This is a genomic window from Streptomyces parvus (assembly GCF_032121415.1).
GTDB lineage: Bacteria > Actinomycetota > Actinomycetes > Streptomycetales > Streptomycetaceae > Streptomyces > Streptomyces globisporus_A.
Map to the genome: position 1 here is coordinate 2,840,075 of NZ_CP135079.1, position 15,999 is coordinate 2,856,073.

Consider the following 15,999-nt stretch of genomic DNA (forward strand, 5'->3'; position numbering starts at 1 on the left):
GCCATGACAGAAAGAAACGGAAGACCGCCTCCCGCCTGCCCGGCGTCCCCCTGGCCCGTTCAGGCCGGGCAGATCCCCTCCGGCAGACCCGACGGCAGGCCGCCGCGTTCGTCGGCCGTGAGGTCGCGGCCGACGACGGCGCAGAGGTGCCGCTTCCAGAGCTCGGGGTCGAGATGGATCAGGTCCAGACGGCCGCGGTCTCCGTTGCCTCCGCCGAAGGCGCCGCCGGAGAGCGTGCGCAGCAGGGTTCTGCCGTCCGGGGACGCGGCCAGGAAGTACTGGTCCGCCGCGAAGTCGTACGTCTGGAGGGCGTCGGAGTCCGAGAGCTGCTGGAAGCGCACCGAGCCGCCGTTCGCGACGAAGAACTCGCCGTCGGTCCCGGTGAAGCTGAAGACGAAGCCGTCGCCGGTGAAGCGCTCGTTGGAGCCCAGCGGCCCGAGCGGTCCGACGAGTCTGGCCGGACGTTCTCCGGTCGGCGTCGACCACAACTCCAGCATGCCGCCAGGCGATTTGGCGGCGGCATAGCGTCCACCGCTGTCCCGGATCGCCCGCTCGATCCTCGGGCCCAGGCGGACGCGCAGATCCTTGTTCTCCTTGCCGGTGCGCAGGTGGACGGCGTGCAGGACCGGTTCGCGGGCGACCGTGATCTGCACATAGCCCTTCTCGGCATGTCTGTTCACCGCGAAGCCCGAGTCAACGGCCGCCGGCCTGCCCGCGCCGAAGCGTGGCGGATCCTTCTTCGTGAGGCCCAGTGCGCGGGCGTCGATGACGGGTGACAGGCGGCGGCCCGTCCGGGCGTCCCAGTGTTCGATCCGGCTGCCCGAGCGGGTGAGGAGTTCGTCGCCGCCCCGCAGGAAGGTGAGCGTCAGCCCTTCCGGGGCGCCGCTCCGGTCGACCGGAGGCTCCTGGGTGGTCACCTCGGCCACCTCGCGCAGCGAGGGGATGTCCCGGATCAACACCCGGTCGCTGCCGACCACATCCGCGACGAGCGTCCCGGCGTCGTTCACCAGCAGGTCGTGCTCCACGTCCCGGTCGGCCACCGCGCCCGATGCGGGGCGCTTCACCTCGGTGACGGTGCGGCCGGATGCGGCGTCGACTAGGGCCAGCGTCTCGCCCTTGCCGGGCTCGTCCAACTCCCGGAGGTGGGCCACCAGGTACTTTCCGCCGCCGACCAGGCGTGGAGATCCGACGGCGATGTCCGAACCGTCGATGTCCCGCGGGATCAGCGGCAGCGCCGCCACGTGGTTATCGCCCTCGGCGACCACCGGAACGACCGGGCGGCTCGTCTCGCCGAGGAGACGGCCGACGACCAGGTCGGGCGAAGACGTCTCGCTGCGCGTCGTCCGGCTGCCGCGCCGCGTGCCGACGACCTCCCACCCCTCGTAGCGGTTCACCGCGAAGCGATCACCCGACTCGTCGACGGCGATGCTTCCGCAGTCGTCGTTGGGCCCGGTGTAGGTGTAGCTCTTCAGCGTCCGGCCGTCCCGTACGCGCAGAGCACGGTAGACGCCCACGGTGTCATCGCCCTTCTCCACCCGACGGCAGACCACCAGCACGCCGCCGTCGCCGGACAGAGGCGTGGGCGAGCCGTACATCGCGCCGCCGTGGACACCGTCCGCCAGCTCACGGGCTTTTCCCGTACGGACGTCCACCGCGTCCATCACGAGCTCGCTGACGCCCGTGCCGCTGCGGCTGACCACCAGAGTGTTCCCGTCGGGTCCGAACCACACGGATTCGCTCGTCACGGGCAGCCGGCCCGGCACGTCCTGGCGGCGTCCCGTCGCCAGGTCCCACAGCGTCAGCCGTCCTTCCACCAGCGTGACCAGCTGCCCGGCGTCCGGCGAGAGGGCCAGCATCCTGTCCTCCTCGCCCGCCCAGCCCATGGCGTCGGATATCTCCTCGAACTCCGCGCCCCTCAGGGGCTGCGGCGGGCCGAGCAGACCCCGCGCCGCGGTGGCGGCAACGTCGACGTCGTACCGGACGAGCGCACCCGCCCCCGACACCAGGGCGATCCGCCCGCCGTCCCGGCTGACCAGCGGGTGGAAGGCCATCTCGTCGAGGTCGAGCTGGAGCCGCTGAACGCGCCCTCGGGCCTGGCGTACGAAGAGCGTGGCGCGCCCGTTCTCGGTCGTCGCGAGCGTCACCGAGCCGTCGACGCTCATCGCCACGTCCCGGATGCTCCCCTCGGCCCCGGTCAGGACCCAGGCGGCGTTCTTGAACTGGTCGTACCGGCGGAGCACGGCGTTGCGGGCCTCGTCCGTGGGCGAGACGGCGTACGCGCCCAGGGCGATCAGGGCGGCCTGTCCCGGGTCCTGCTTGGCGGCCTCGGCGGAGTAGGTGGCCAGCAGCCGCGAACGGCCGTCCTCCCCGCGCTGCGTACTGACGCGCTGCTGGTAGACGAGGAAGGTGCCGAGGCCGACGATCAGCGCGAACACCACGGCCGCCGCGGTCCAGGCCGCACGGCCGCGGGCCCGGCGTAACCGGCGGCGCTGCCGCGCCCGTGCCAGGAAGTCCCGTTCCTCCGCGCCGAGCTCGTGCTCCCGGTCCCCCAACCATGACTGGATGTACATCAGTTGGGCGTCGGGCGGCAGCAGGTCCGCCGGTTCGCCCATGCTCGTCCAACGATCGCGGTCGTGGTTCAGCTCCGCGCGCCCCGCCAGGAACCTGTCGTCCTCCCGCACCTGCTCCCGCAGCGCGGGCCACACCTCGATCAGCGTCTCGTGGGCCAGCTCGGCGGTCTCCGGCTCCCCGTCGCCGCCGCGCAGCACGAGCAGCCGCCGGGCGGCGAACGCCCTGGCCAGCTCCCAGCCCTCCGGGCCCGCCTCCTGCCGCGAGAGCCTGCGGCGCAGCGGCGTCCCGCTGCCGGGCAGCACCCGGACCAGGCCCCTGAGCAGCCGGGCGGCGGCCGCCCGCTCGCTCTCGCCGACGTACCGCTCCCAGGCCTTCTCGCAGTGCTCCTCCAACGCGCCCTCGACCCCGTGCAGCGCCGTGTACGCCGACAGGCGCAGCCGGCCGGCGAACCGCTCGTCCCAGAGACGTTTCAGCAGGAACCCGAGGAGCGGCAGGTTCTCCGGCTCCCGGCACGCGTCGTCCAGGATGCGGTCGGCCAGGCCCGGTTCGTACACCACCGCCGGGGCCTTCTCCAGCGGTCTGGTGATCACGTCGCGGAGCTGGTCCCGGGACATCGGTGTCAGCGGGTGCAGTTCGCTGTCGCGCACCAGCGGGCCGAGCCGGGGGTGCCGGAGGGCCGCATCCATGAAGTCGGACCGGAGGGTGAGGAGCAGCCGCGATCCGGCCCCGAGCCCGCCGTCGGCCGGGAAGAGCAGCCGGGCGGCCTCCTCGATCTCCGGGTCGGCGAGGTCGAGGAGGGCCTCGGCCTGGTCGAGGACGACGAGGTACCGGCCGACGGAGGTGCCGCGCAGGAGGTTCAGGGTGGTCACGAGGCCCCTGTCCGCGAGCCACGTCTCCACCTGTTCGACACTGTCCGCGCGCGGATCCCCGTACTGCCCGGTGCGTGCGGCTTCGTAGAGGTCGACGGCCAGGCCGGTCAGCAAGGAGCCGTCGGCGCCCGCGTTCACCACGACCGCCTCGTAGCCCTCCCGGCCGTCGCCTTCCGTACGGCTCTCCCGCCGCATCCGGGGCACGACGCCGGCCAGCGCCAGCGACGACTTGCCGCAGCCCGACGGGCCGAAGAGTGTGACGGCCCGGTGGGCCGCCAGGGACCCGACCAGCGTCCCGATCTCGCGGTCACGGCCGAAGAAGACCTCCTCGTGGCTCTCCTGGAAGGTGACGAGGCCCCGGAAGGGGTCCGGCGTCAGGGCGCGTTCGAGACCGGGCAGCTGCCGCAGCGCCGCTCTCACGCTGATCGCGAAGGACTGCTGGGCGTTGTCACGTTTGCGCTGGGACGCGACGACGATGCCCACCACCGCACCGCGCCGCTCGTCCCAGACCGGGCTTCCGCTGTAGCCCGCCGTGATGTGAGCCGTCCGGCTGTCGGCGCGCGAGAGCTGGATCCAGTCCCCCGCCGACTTCCCGCTCAGCTCCCCCCGGTGCCAGATCACGCCCAGTTCGTCGTCCGGGAACCCCACGACACGCACCGGGCGGTGCGACACCTCGTCGGAGGCGGCGACGGGCAGCGGGCGTGTGCCGGGGACCGCCCCGCGCAGCCGCAGCACCGCCAGGTCCCCGCACTGCTGGGGCTCCTCCGGTATCCACTGCTCGACCTCGGCGACGACGCGCTCCCCGGCGCCGTCGGCGAGCGGGAAGTCGATCAGCACCTCGGCGCCGGCGGCGACCGGGAGGTCGCGCCCCCTCCCCAGGGCGTCGGACACGACATGCGCACAGGTCAGCACCCGGTCCACGGTGACGAGGAAGCCGCCTCCGACGACGGCACCGGTCACTCCCGCGACCCGGACGACCGCCGCGTTCAACACCTCGTCGGCGCTCAGCGCCTCTTCCCCCGACACCATGCCCCCCGCACCCCCGTCAGCCGGTCAGGTCAACGTACGTCCTGCGCCGGTTCGCTCGCATCAGCGGACTCGCTTCTGTGCCACGTCAGGCTCACCGAGAAGTTGGCCGCCGTCGCGGTGCTGGCGATGACCACGTCCGCCTCGGCCGACAGCGACACCCCGAACTCCAGCGTGACCTCGTCCGGGGCGTCGGCCATCCCCCGGAACCTGCCGACGAAGCTCTCCGCGACGGGCCGCACCGTGTCCAGCATCTGCCCGAACGACCGCCCCGCACGCGCTACGGAGCGGTCGCCGCGCCCGACCCGCACCAGGGATTCGTCCACCTCGCGGATCTGCACACGGATCGTCTCGTCGCTGCCGTCTCCCAACGGCACCTCCACCGTGCGGACAGGGCTTTCGCTCAACTCGACCTCCAGCATTCGGGAGGGCCGATCATAACGAAGCCAACAGTCCGCACGGCCGGGGTTGTTGAGGTTCGGCGCGGCTGCCGCGCCCCGCCCTCAGCCCGGCAGCACCGGCAGCAGGTCCGGCAGATGCCCGTCCGACGCCGTGGCCGCCGCGACGCGTTCGGCCGGGACCTCGCCGTAGAGCGTCGTACGGGGACGGGACGGGCGGCCCGCCAGGTCGGCGATGGCCTCCAGGTCCTGAATGGATCGGTACGAACCGTAACTCGACCCCGCCATGCGGGAGATGGTCTCCTCCATCAGCGTGCCGCCCAGGTCGTTGGCGCCCGAGCGGAGCATCTCCGCCGCACCCTCCGTGCCGAGCTTCACCCAGCTCGTCTGGATGTTGGGGATGTGCGGGTGCAGGAGGAGCCGCGCCATCGCCGTCACCGCCCGGTTGTCCCGGTCCGTGGGGCCCGGGCGGGCGATGCCGGCCAGGTAGACCGGGGCGTTGGTGTGGATGAAGGGGAGGGTGACGAACTCCGTCAGCCCTCCTGTCTCCTGCTGGAGCCGGGCCAGCGTACGGAGGTGGCCGAGCCAGTGGCGGGGCTGGTCCACATGTCCGTACATCATCGTGGAGGACGAGCGCAGACCCACCTCGTGCGCCGTCCTGATGACCTCCAGCCAGGTGGCCGTGGGCAGTTTGCCCTTGGTGAGCACCCAGCGGACCTCGTCGTCCAGGATCTCCGCCGCCGTACCGGGGATCGAGTCGAGCCCGGCCTCCTTCGCGGCGGTCAGCCAGTCGCGGATCGACATCCCGGTGCGGGTGGCCCCGTTGACGACCTCCATGGGGGAGAACGCGTGGACGTGCATCCCGGGGACGCGTTCCTTCACCGCCCTCGCGATGTCGAAGTACGCCGTGCCGGGCAGGTCCGGGTGGATGCCGCCCTGCATGCAGACCTCGACCGCGCCGACGTCCCACGCCTGCGCGGCCCGGTCCGCCACCTGGTCCAGCGAGAGGGTGTACGCGTCGGCGTCGGTGCGGCGCTGGGCGAAGGCGCAGAAGCGGCAGCCGGTGTAGCAGACGTTGGTGAAGTTGATGTTCCGCGTGACGATGTACGTGACGTCGTCGCCGACCACGTCCCGGCGCAGCGCGTCCGCGATCCGGCACAGCTCGTCCAGCGCCGGGCCGTCCGCGTGGAGCAGGGCGAGGGCCTGGTCGTCGGTGAGCTTCGTCGGGTCGTCGGCCGCCTGGCTCAGCGCCTGGCGCACGTCGGCGTCGATGCGGGACGGGACCATGCCGGGGGCCGCCGCCTCGCGGAGCGCCTCCCAGTCCCCGTACACCTCGTCGAAGTCGTTGCGGCGGTCGCCCGTGCGGCCCTCGGTGTCGATGGTGGCGTGCAGGTCGGTGCGGCCCGAGGAGGTGAACCCCTCGTCCGGCTCCTGCCAGGGCAGTCCGGCCGGGATCGCGCCCTCGCGGGCGAGGCCCGTCTCCGGGTCGGCCAGGGCGCGGACGTGCGGGAGGAGACGGGGGTCGAGCCAGGGCTCGCCGCGCTGGATGAACTCGGGGTAGATGGTGAGGCGTTCGCGGAGCGCGAAGCCGCAGTCCGCCGTCCTCCGCGCCAGCTCGTCGATGTGCGGCCAGGGGCGTTCGGGGTTCACATGGTCGGGGGTGAGCGGCGAGACCCCGCCCCAGTCGTCGATGCCCGCGCCGATGAGGAGCGCGTACTCGGCGTCCACCAGGTTCGGCGGGGCCTGGATCCGGGCCGAGGGGCCGAGGATGTGCCGGGCCACCGCGATGGCGGCGGCCAGCTCCTCCAGCTCCGCGTCGGGCATCCCGCGCATCGCCGTGTCCGGCTTGGCGCGGAAGTTCTGCACGATGACTTCCTGGATGCCGTGGTAGGCGCGGGCCGTCTTCCGCAACTCGAAGAGGGAGTCGGCGCGCTCCTCGTACGACTCGCCGATCCCGATCAGGATGCCGGTGGTGAAGGGTACGTTGGAGCGCCCCGCGTCCTCCAGGACCCGCAGCCGTACGGCCGGTTCCTTGTCCGGGGAGCCGTGGTGCGGGCCGCCCGGCTCGGACCACAGGCGGGTCGCCGTCGTCTCCAGCATCATCCCCATCGAGGGGGCCACCGGCTTGAGGCGCTGGAGGTCGGTCCAGGTCATGACGCCGGGGTTGAGGTGTGGCAGCAGGCCCGTCTCCTCCAGGACCCGGATCGCCATGGCGCGTACGTACGCGAGCGTGTCGTCGTACCCCTCCGCCTCCAGCCACTCCCGCGCCTCGGGCCACCGGTCCTCGGGTCGGTCGCCGAGGGTGAACAGCGCTTCCTTGCAGCCCATCGCCGCACCCTCGCGGGCGATCTTCAGCACCTCGTCGGGGGAGAGGAACATCCCGTGGCCCGCGCGGCGCAGCTTTCCGGGGACGGTGACGAAGGTGCAGTAGTGGCACCGGTCGCGGCAGAGGCGGGTGAGCGGGATGAAGACCTTGCGGGAGTACGTGATCACGCCCGGCCGGCCGGCCGCCTCCAGGCCCGCGTTCCGGACACGGGCGGCGGACGCGGCCAGATCCTTCAGATCGTCGCCGCGCGCCTGGAGCAGGACGGCGGCCTCGGTCACATCGAGGGCGACACCGTCGCGGGCACGTTTGAGCGCGCGCCGCATGGCGTTGGAGGTGGGACGTCCGCTCTGAGGATCGGGATCGGTCATGAACCGAGCATACGAGCGAGGCTCGCGTACCGGGCCAGGGCCTGGGACCTGTACGCGCAGGCCGCAGGGTGCTCCTGGTCACTCGTGCGGGCCGACTCACCCGGATGAGCGCCCGTGGACGGCGTCCTCACGCCTAAGGTCGGAACGGTGATGGAAACGATCGTCCTCGACATCGGCGAAACCCTCGTTCGCGACGACCGGCGCTGGGCGGCCTGGGCCGACTGGCTCGGCGTACCGCCGCACACGCTCAGCGCGCTGGTGGGCGCCGCCGTCGCCCAGGGCCGCGAGGCCACGGACGCGCTGCGGATCCTGCGGCCCGACATGGACGTCGAGGAGGCCTACCGCGCGCGGGCCGCCGCCGGGCGCGGGGAGCACCTCGACGAGTCGGACCTCTACCGGGACGTCCGGCCCGCGCTGGGCGAACTGCGGGCCGCGGGCGTGCGGATCGTGGTGGCGGGGGACGGCACGGTCCGGGCCGGCGAGCTGCTGCGGGCGCTGGACCTGCCCGCCGATCTGGTGGTCACCTCGGACGAGTGGGGCGTACGGAAGCCCGACCCGGAGTTCTACGCGCGGGTGGCCGAGGCGTCGGGCGCGGCCCCGGAGGCGACGCTGTACGTGGGCGACCACCCGGCGGACGATCTGTTCCCGGCCGCCGCGGCCGGGATGCGGACGGCCCATCTGCGGCGGGGCCCGTACGGGCACTGGTGGGCGGACCACCCGGACGTGGTGGAGACGGCGGACTTCCGCATCGACGCCTTGACGGAGCTGGTGGGGTTGGCGGGGGCGGAGGGGGCCGCTGCCCCGGAAGCGTCGCAGGCGTCGGATGCTTCGCCCGACGAGGGGACGAAGGTGGCGCGGAGCAGGGCGCTCAGGTCGGTGCGCTAGGTGTTCCGTCCCGGCGCCCGAAGGGCGGCCGGGCAGCGTTCGCGGCTCCGGGGCGCGGCGTTCGACACCTCATGACAGATCGAACAGCCGGATGCCCCACCACGCGGCGCGTGGTGGGGCATCCGGCTGCTGAGGCCGTCCCGTTCCGGGGCGGAGACGCCTCAGTCCCCCAGCACCGCCTGCATCACGCTCTTCGCGATCGGCGCGCCCAGCCGGCCGCCCGAGATGTCCGAGCGGGAGATGTCCATGTCCGTCGGGTCGATGAACACGGCGACCGCGACCGAGCGGCCGTCGTCCTTCTTGCCGTAGCTGACGAACCAGCCGTACGGGACCTCGTCGCGGACGTTCACACCGCGCTGGGCGGTGCCCGTCTTGCCGCCGACCGTCACACCGTCGATCAGGGCGCGCTGGGCGCTGCCCTCCTTCGCGGTGTGCTCCATCATCTCCTGGACCTTCTTCGCCGTCTCCGGCGAGACGGCCCGGCTCATCTCCGTCGGCTCGTTCTTCTCCAGCGTGGAGAGGTCCGGGCCGCGCAGCTCGTCGACGATGTAGGGCTGCATCAGCTTGCCGTCGTTGGCGAGGGCCGCCGTGACCATCGCCATCTGCATCGGGGTGCTGGTCAGGCTGCCCTGGCCCATACCGGTGAGGGCCGTGCCGGGCTTGTCGAGCTTCGGCGGGTAGAGGCTCTTCGTGGCGAGCATGTCGCCGAACTCCTCCGCGTAGACGTCCTCGTTGAAGCCGAACTTCTCCGCGGTCTCCCGCATCCGGTCCTCGCCCAGCTCGGCCGCCGCGTCGAGGAAGACGTTGTTGCAGGAGTACTGCATGGCGGTCTTCATCGACGCCTTGCTGCACACGGCGTCACCCGCCTCGCTGCCGATCTTGTTCGTGGAGAGCGGCAGCGGGTACGGCGAGACGGCGTCCGTCCGGGCGTCCACGTCGGTGACCACGCCGTGCTCCAGCGCCGCCGCGGCCGTGAGGATCTTGAAGGTGGAGCCGGGCGGGTAGGTCTCGCGCAGCGGGCGGTTGGCCAGCGGCTTGTCCTTCTTCTTCTCCAGCGCGGTGAAGCGGTCGCTCTCCTTGAACGAGATGCCGGCGAAGACCTCGGGGTCGTAGGAGGGCGTCGAGACCAGGGCCAGCACCTTGCCGGTGCTCGGGTCCAGGGCGACGACAGCACCCCGGGCGCCCAGGTCGGTCAGCCCCTTGTAGCCGGCCTTCTGCGCCTTGGCGTCGATCGTGGTGATCACATCGCCGCCGCGCCGGGGCTGGCCGGTCAGGACGTCCTTGGCGTGCCGGAAGGCGAAGCGGTCGTCCTGGCCGCTGAGGACGCTGTCGTAGGTCCGCTCCAGCAGCGAGGTGCCCCGGGACTGGGAGGCGTACCCCGTGACGGGCGCGTACATCGGACCGTCCTTGTTGGTCCGGCGGAACGCGTAGTCCCGGCTGTCGGTCTCCTGAGAGCCGGTGATCGCCTTGCCGCCGACGATGATGTCGCCGCGCGGGGTGGAGAACCGCTCGAACCGGACCCGGGCGTTGTGCTCGTTCTGGGCCAGCTCCTGGCGGTCGACGTGCTGGAGCCAGTTCGCCCGCAGCAGCAGGGCCAGCACCAGCAGCCCGCAGAAGATGGCTATGTGCCGCAACGGCCTGTTCATTCCACTCCCCACCCGGGCGGGCCTCCGGCCCGCGTATGCGATCCCCGGTGAACAAGGATGCCCTGTACGCGGGCGCGGTTGCACCGCCGGCCCCAAAGGGCCCTTGCTCAGAGGTACGCGGCGTACGCGTCGAGGGTCCGCAGAACCTCCGGTTCGTCCGCCGGGGGCAGCTGGAGCACGACCTCCTCGATGCCCAGCTCCGCGTAGTGGGCGAGCTTCCCGGGGCTCGGCCGGACCGCGTACGGGACCACCTGGAGTCCCTTCGGGTCGCGCCCGGCCTCCTCCCAGGCCGCCCGCAGCTTCGGCAGGGACTCCGTGAGACCCCCGCCGCCGATGGGCAGCCAGCCGTCCGCGTACTCCGCGATGTGCGCGAACAGCTTCGGGCCGGCCCCGCCGCCGATCAGCGTGCGCGGGCCGCTGACCGGGCCGCGGGGCCGCTGGAACGGCTTCGGGTGCGCCTCGCTCGCCTGCACCGATCCGAACGCGCCCTCGTACCCGGTCGGCCCGTCCGCCCACAGGGCCCGCATCAGCGCCATCCGGTCCCGGACCCGGTCCCGGCGCGTCGGCCACTCCACCCCGTGGTCGGCGGCCTCCTCGACGTTCCAGCCGTAGCCGACGCCGAGCGTGAACCGGCCGCCGGAGAGGTGGTCCAGGGTGGCCGCCTGCTTGGCCAGGTCGATGGGGTCGTGCTGGGCGACCAGCGTGATGCCGGTGCCCAGGGCCAGGCGCTCGGTGACGGCGGCGGCCTGGCCGAGGGCGACGAACGGGTCCAGCGTCCGGCCGTACTCGCGGGGCAGCTCACCGCCCATCGGGTACGGCGTGCGGCGGCTGACCGGAATGTGCGTGTGCTCGGGCAGATACAGCCCGCCGAACCCCCGCTGCTCCAGCTCGCGGGCGAGCCTGACCGGGGTCACCGTCTCGTCGGTGAGGAAGATCGTGGTGGAAATCCGCATCGAAGCCACCTCCGTGGTCGTCGTCGTTCCGTACGTCGTCTTGTCACGCCGTCTCGTCACGTCGTCTTGTCGACGCCGTCCTTCTGTACGTCGTCCTTCTGTACGTCGTCCTTCTGTACGTCGTCCGTGCGAAGCGCCAACGTAAGCCGTATGCCGGCGAAATCCGAGACCGTGACGGCGATGGCCACCGCCATGAACACCGCCGTGAACCCGGCGCGGCCTCCTCGCCGCGACCGCCGCCACCGGCCTGACGCCGGCCCCCGTGAACTTCGCCCGGGCCGATGACCGCCCCCGGCCCGGCCCCGACGGCCCCCAGCGCACCCGGACCGTGCGCGGGACCCTGCCCGTCGGATCGCCCGACCACGTGTACCTCCCGGTCGAAGTCCCGGACGCCGGGTCCCGCCGCCGACTGCGCGATGCGTCCGGTCACCGACCAGGGTGTCCTGCTGACCACCCCGCTGCCCGCCTCGGGCGCGGGCGTGGTGGAGTGGCGTACGCCCCCCGCCCACGCCGCGTACGTGCGCGCCGAGGTCCGGCACGCACCGGCCGTTCCCGGGCTGCCGGGCGCGTTCGCGGCGCTCACCGATCCGGTCTTCCTCGACGCGGCGGCCGGTACGGCGGGCTGAGAAGCGGGAAGGGACGAAGCACGCGCGGCGGAGAGGCCGGGCGGAGAGGAGCGGGCATGGGACCGGGGCTGGGGTACTTCCTGCTGCCGGCGGGCGGCGCGCTGAGCCTGACCGGGGTGGTCACCGGCAACGGCACGCTGATCAGCCTGAGCTGGATCATGTGGGTGCTCGGGATCCTGCTGATCCTGGGCAACCGGTACCGCCGCCCCGCCGACCCGCGCGCGTTGGCGGTCGCGGCCGCCGCCGGGGACGCGCGGGCGGTACGGCGGCTGCGTACGCTCGCCCTCACCGCGCGGGCCGAGGGGCGTCCCGAGACGGCCGAGCGGCTGCTGCGGCAGGCGGTGGGGGCCGGTGACGTGGAGTCGATGTGGGAGCTGGGCCGGCTGGTCGAGCACCGCGAGGGCCTGGCGGCGGCTGAACCGTGGTTCCGGATGGCGGCGGAGCGCGGGCACGCGGTGGCCAAGCGGCTGTTCCGCCCGGGCGGCGCACTGCACCCGGACGGGGCGGACCCGGCGCCGTAGCGCCGTACGGGCCGCCCCGTGCGAGCGGTTTCCGTCAGGCGAGCCCCAGCGCCGTCCTCGTCAGGAACGCGAGCCGCGCCGTCTTCTCCGGCTTCTGGATCTCCGGGCCCAGCTCGAACCCGATCCGGACCATCCGGGCGAGCGCCTTCTCGTTGCGGGCATCGGGCTCCACGATGACCCGCAGGTGGGCCGGGTCGCTGAAGACGTAGGCGATGAACGCGGTGAGCAGGGACTCCGTGTAGCCCCTCACCGCGCCTTCGCCCTCGGCGGGCGCGATCAGCAGGTGGACGCCGAAGTCCCCGGGCTGTACGTCGTAGCACTCGCCGACCGGGTCGGCGTCCGGCTCGTACGTCTGGAAGAGCGCGGCCGGGGCCCCGTCGCGCAGGGCGAGGTAGGCGTGGTGCGTGGGGAGCGAGTCGACGAACTCGTAGATCTCCCGGACCTGTTCACGGGTGTGGTCGGCCATGCCCCAGAAGCGGGCCCGCTCCTCGGTGACCCAGCCGTGCAGCAGCTCGGCGTCGGCCGCCGGGTCGACCGGGACGAGACGGACGGTGCCGAAGCCCTCGATCTTCTGCTCGTGGACGGCCGGGCGGAGGGCGGGGGCCGCGGAAACGGCGGGCTCGGCGGTGGCGGTCATGGCGGGGGCCTCCTCAAGGCGGTGCGACGTGCGGTGGGGCGTGGTGCGGTGCAGCAGGTTCCAGTCCGTGACGACCGGGGCGAGCGCGCCCCGTACCCACAGGGGCGTCTGGTCGCGGTGGTGGGCGGATCCGGGGACTCCGGAGGCACCGAAGGGGACGGCCCACCGGCTGTCCTCGCGGCGGGCCAGGTCCCAGACGTAGCGGGCGGCCGGGCCGCGGGCGAACAGGTCGGTGACGCCGGGGACGCTGGAGGTGGACAGCACGCAGTCGTGGTCGCCCGCGACCCCCGGCCGGATCGCCTCCGCGTCGGAGCCCTCGGGTGCGAGATCCGGCAGGGCCTGCCAGGGGGAGAGCCGGTGCAGCTCGCCCCACGGGGCGGGCGGGGTCTCCTCGGCCGCCGCCGCTACGGCCTCGGCCGAGGCCGCGACGAGTGCCAACCGGTCCTCGTACGGCAGGAGTCCCCCGGTGAGCAGGCTCTCCAGGGCGTAGCCGATCCGGGGGACGGCGGCGAGCCAGGGGCGGAAGAGGGCGGGGTAGGCGGCCGAGCGCCAGGGGTCGTCCTCGCCCGTGACGCCCCGCAGCGCGGGGTGGGCGGCCAGCCGGTGGACGACGTCGGTGCGCAGGCGGGCGTAGAGGGTGGCGTCGGTGCTGTCCGCGTCCATGTGGCGGTCCCAGCGCAGCAGCCGGTCCCGGAGGCGTTCGGCGGCGGGGCCGAGGCCGGGGGCCCCGGCGAGCAGGGACAGCAGTCGGCGGGAGGAGGCGAGGCGGGTGTCGGTGTGGACGGCGGCCTGGGCGTCGGAGGTCCAGTCGGTGTCCGCGCCGAGCAACTCCCGTATCCGGCGGGCCCGGTGCGGGGGTGCGAACTCGACGCCGAGCGGGGAGGCGAGGCCGCGTTCGTTGGCCATCACCGCGATCCCGCCGGGGCCGTCGACCTCGGTACGGGGCAGGGGGGCGCTCTCGCCCTCGCGCCAGGCGTACGCCGGGTCCTCGGCGGGAACGACCCGCAGCCGGTTGGCGTACGGGCGCACCGGGACGTGTCCGGCGACCCGGTGCAGGGTGTCCCCGGCGGTGTCGGCGGCCAGGACCAGATTGACGGGTTCGACCCAGCGGTCGAGGGCGGTGTCGACGTCGGCGACCGTCCGGGCCCGGAGCAGCGCGGGCAGCGCGTCGAAGCCGAGCTCGCCGGTGACGCGGGGCGGGTGGCGCAGGCTGATGAAGGTGGCGTCGGCGGCCTCGCCGGGCTCGGGGCGGGCGCCTTCGGCGGGCTCGCCGGGCCCGGGCCCGCTGCCCTCGGCCACGTCCCCGATGATCACCGGCCCCCGGTCCGTCTCGATCACCTCGACCCGCTCCGGGCCCGCCCCCGCCACCTCGATCGTCTCGGTGTGGGCGTGGGCCCGGTACCAGCCGTCCGGGCCGAGCGCCTCCACGCCGCCGTCCGGGGTGCGGCGCAGCCGCTCGCGGTAGAGGTCCTGGTAGTCGGCCATGGCGTTGGTGATCGCCCAGGCGACGTGGCCGGTGTGCCCGAAGTGGGCGATGCCGGGGATGCCGGGGACCGCGAGGCCGACGACGTCGAACTCGGGGCAGGCCAGCCGGATCTGCTGGTAGACGCCGGGGTCCTCGATGAAGCGGTGCGGGTCGCCCGCGACGATCGGCGCTCCGGTGGCGGTGCGGGCGCCGGTGAGCAGCCAGCCGTTGCTGCCCGCCGTGCCGGGGCCGTCGGTGGCGAAGAGGGTCATCCGGTCCTCGCCGAGCCGGCGGGCGACCTCCTCGCGCCAGAGTTTGGTCGGGAACCCCGCGAACAGGATGTGCGTGGAGAGCCAGACGCCGAGCGGGGTCCAGGGCTCCCAGCGGCCGGGCGCGAGGCCCACGGCGGCGAACTCGGGCGCCTGGGCGGCCCCTTCGGCGAGGCCCTCGTTGACGCCGTCGGCGTACGCCGTCACCCAGGCGGCGGTCTGCGGTGCGAGGCGGTCGAAGCAGCGGCGGGCGGTGTCGGCGATCCGGGCCCGCCGGACGAACCGGTCCCAGTCGACGGCTTCCGCGCCGAGGTGGGAGGCGCTGGTGCCGAGCACCCGGTGCCGTTCGGTCTCCAGCTGCCAGGCCCGGTCGAGGGCGGTGGCGTGGCCCTGGGCACGGGCCAGCGTGAGCGCGTCGGCGGCCCGCAGGTGGGGTATCCCCCAGTCGTCCCGGAAGACTTCGCAGTCCCCGGAACCCTCCGCCGCCACGCCGGGCCGTTCGCCCGGACCCTCGGCCGGTCTCGTGCCGGGTCTCTCGCTCGCGGCGTCAGCGGTCATCGCTCTGTCCATCCCCTGCTCCCGGTGGTTTTCAGCCACTCCCCAGCCCCCGAGATTTAGGTTAGCCTAACCTAAAGCGACCCTTTGGGCAGTGGGCCGGGGCGGCAGAAGAGGGTGGGGAGCACCGTGGGGCATGGCTGGGAAGGCGTCGTTCTCAAACTGTTCCGGGGACGGGATTTCACGTTCACCGTGACCGGCGCCGAGCAGGTCACGGACCGCTTCCGCCGGGTGCACCTGACCGACGGCGGGCTGCTCGCCGCGACCGGCGGGGCGCACCCCACGATGTGGGTGCGGCTCTGGTTCGAGCAGGCCGGCAAACCGCATCAGCGCGCCTACACCCTGGTCGACCCGGACCCCGAGGCCGGGACCTTCAGTCTGGAATTCGCCCTCCACGACGGTCCCGCCTGCGACTGGGCACGGGCGACGCAGGCCGGCGACACGATCGACGCGACGCTCCAGGGCACCGGTTTCACGCTGCCCGACCCGGCGCCGAAGCGGCTCTTCCTGATCGGTGACGCGGCGGCGCTGCCCGCGATCAACTCCCTGCTGGACGCGGTCCCCGGGACCCCGGCGACCATCTGGTTCGAGACCGCGCACGAGGAGGACCGGAAACTGCCGTTCCGCCTCGACGAGGCCCACCACACCCTGCACCACGTGGAGCGCCGCGAGGCGGGCGCGCACCTGGTCGCCGAGGTGAAGGCGGCCCTGCCGGAGCTGCTGGGCGCGGACCGCTCGGACGCGTACGTCTGGGTCGCCTGCGACACGTCGACGACCCGGACCCTGTCGGCGTACCTCCGCAAGGAGCTGGGCCTGCCCAAGGACCGGGTGAACGCGCTGGGTTACTGGAGGCCGTAGCCCTGCGCGTCCACCCGTACGGAGAC

10 protein-coding genes and 1 pseudogene are annotated in these 15,999 nt (G+C 73.3%); 4 read left to right on the top strand and 7 right to left on the bottom strand.

What is annotated here, in order from left to right; genetic code table 11:
- Positions 1–59: 59 nt before the first annotated feature.
- The 3 genes from RNL97_RS13610 to RNL97_RS13620 form a co-directional block, all read right to left on the bottom strand.
- Positions 60–4,469, bottom strand: a complete 4,410-nt coding sequence (locus RNL97_RS13610) for a S1 family peptidase (RefSeq protein ID WP_243314242.1) — start codon at positions 4,467–4,469, stop codon at positions 60–62.
- A gap of 29 nt (positions 4,470–4,498) precedes the next feature.
- Entirely contained in the window at positions 4,499–4,873 is a 375-nt protein-coding gene (locus tag RNL97_RS13615) for a CU044_2847 family protein (RefSeq protein ID WP_032766294.1), read from the bottom strand.
- Between the two features lie 96 nt (positions 4,874–4,969).
- Positions 4,970–7,558, bottom strand: a complete 2,589-nt coding sequence (locus tag RNL97_RS13620) for a bifunctional FO biosynthesis protein CofGH (protein WP_030588734.1) — start codon at positions 7,556–7,558, stop codon at positions 4,970–4,972.
- 150 nt (positions 7,559–7,708) lie between these two features.
- On the opposite strand from RNL97_RS13620, the gene RNL97_RS13625 reads away from it, so the two are divergent.
- The gene (locus tag RNL97_RS13625; RefSeq protein WP_032766292.1) at positions 7,709–8,443 is read left to right on the top strand and encodes an HAD family hydrolase; all 735 of its coding nucleotides are present in this window, start codon (positions 7,709–7,711) and stop codon (positions 8,441–8,443) included.
- A 161-nt stretch (positions 8,444–8,604) separates the two neighbouring features.
- Here RNL97_RS13625 and RNL97_RS13630 read toward each other — a convergent pair whose 3' ends face one another.
- The 3 genes from RNL97_RS13630 to RNL97_RS13640 all read right to left on the bottom strand — a co-directional run bounded on the left by RNL97_RS13630 (position 8,605) and on the right by RNL97_RS13640 (position 11,236).
- Positions 8,605–10,089, bottom strand: a complete 1,485-nt coding sequence (locus RNL97_RS13630) for a peptidoglycan D,D-transpeptidase FtsI family protein (protein WP_030588728.1) — start codon at positions 10,087–10,089, stop codon at positions 8,605–8,607.
- A gap of 107 nt (positions 10,090–10,196) precedes the next feature.
- Positions 10,197–11,042, bottom strand: coding sequence for an LLM class F420-dependent oxidoreductase (locus tag RNL97_RS13635; protein WP_243314243.1), 846 nt, complete (start codon positions 11,040–11,042; stop codon positions 10,197–10,199).
- A 56-nt stretch (positions 11,043–11,098) separates the two neighbouring features.
- Positions 11,099–11,236: a hypothetical protein gene (locus tag RNL97_RS13640; protein ID WP_313750738.1), complete on the bottom strand. Its 138-nt coding sequence runs from the start codon at positions 11,234–11,236 to the stop codon at positions 11,099–11,101.
- 207 nt (positions 11,237–11,443) lie between these two features.
- On the opposite strand from RNL97_RS13640, the pseudogene RNL97_RS13645 reads away from it, so the two are divergent.
- Positions 11,444–11,668 (top strand): annotated as a pseudogene (locus RNL97_RS13645) (CehA/McbA family metallohydrolase); the annotation flags it as partial.
- Between the two features lie 56 nt (positions 11,669–11,724).
- A complete protein-coding gene (locus RNL97_RS13650) occupies positions 11,725–12,189 on the top strand; it encodes an SEL1-like repeat protein (RefSeq protein WP_030588718.1) in 465 nt (154 codons plus the stop codon).
- A 34-nt stretch (positions 12,190–12,223) separates the two neighbouring features.
- Here the strand turns inward: RNL97_RS13650 and RNL97_RS13655 are convergent, their stop codons facing one another.
- Positions 12,224–15,118: a GNAT family N-acetyltransferase gene (locus tag RNL97_RS13655; protein ID WP_313750739.1), complete on the bottom strand. Its 2,895-nt coding sequence runs from the start codon at positions 15,116–15,118 to the stop codon at positions 12,224–12,226.
- 126 nt (positions 15,119–15,244) lie between these two features.
- On the opposite strand from RNL97_RS13655, the gene RNL97_RS13660 reads away from it, so the two are divergent.
- Complete coding sequence (locus RNL97_RS13660; protein ID WP_030588713.1) at positions 15,245–15,973, top strand: siderophore-interacting protein; 729 nt, start codon at positions 15,245–15,247, stop codon at positions 15,971–15,973.
- Positions 15,974–15,999: the final 26 nt, after the last annotated feature.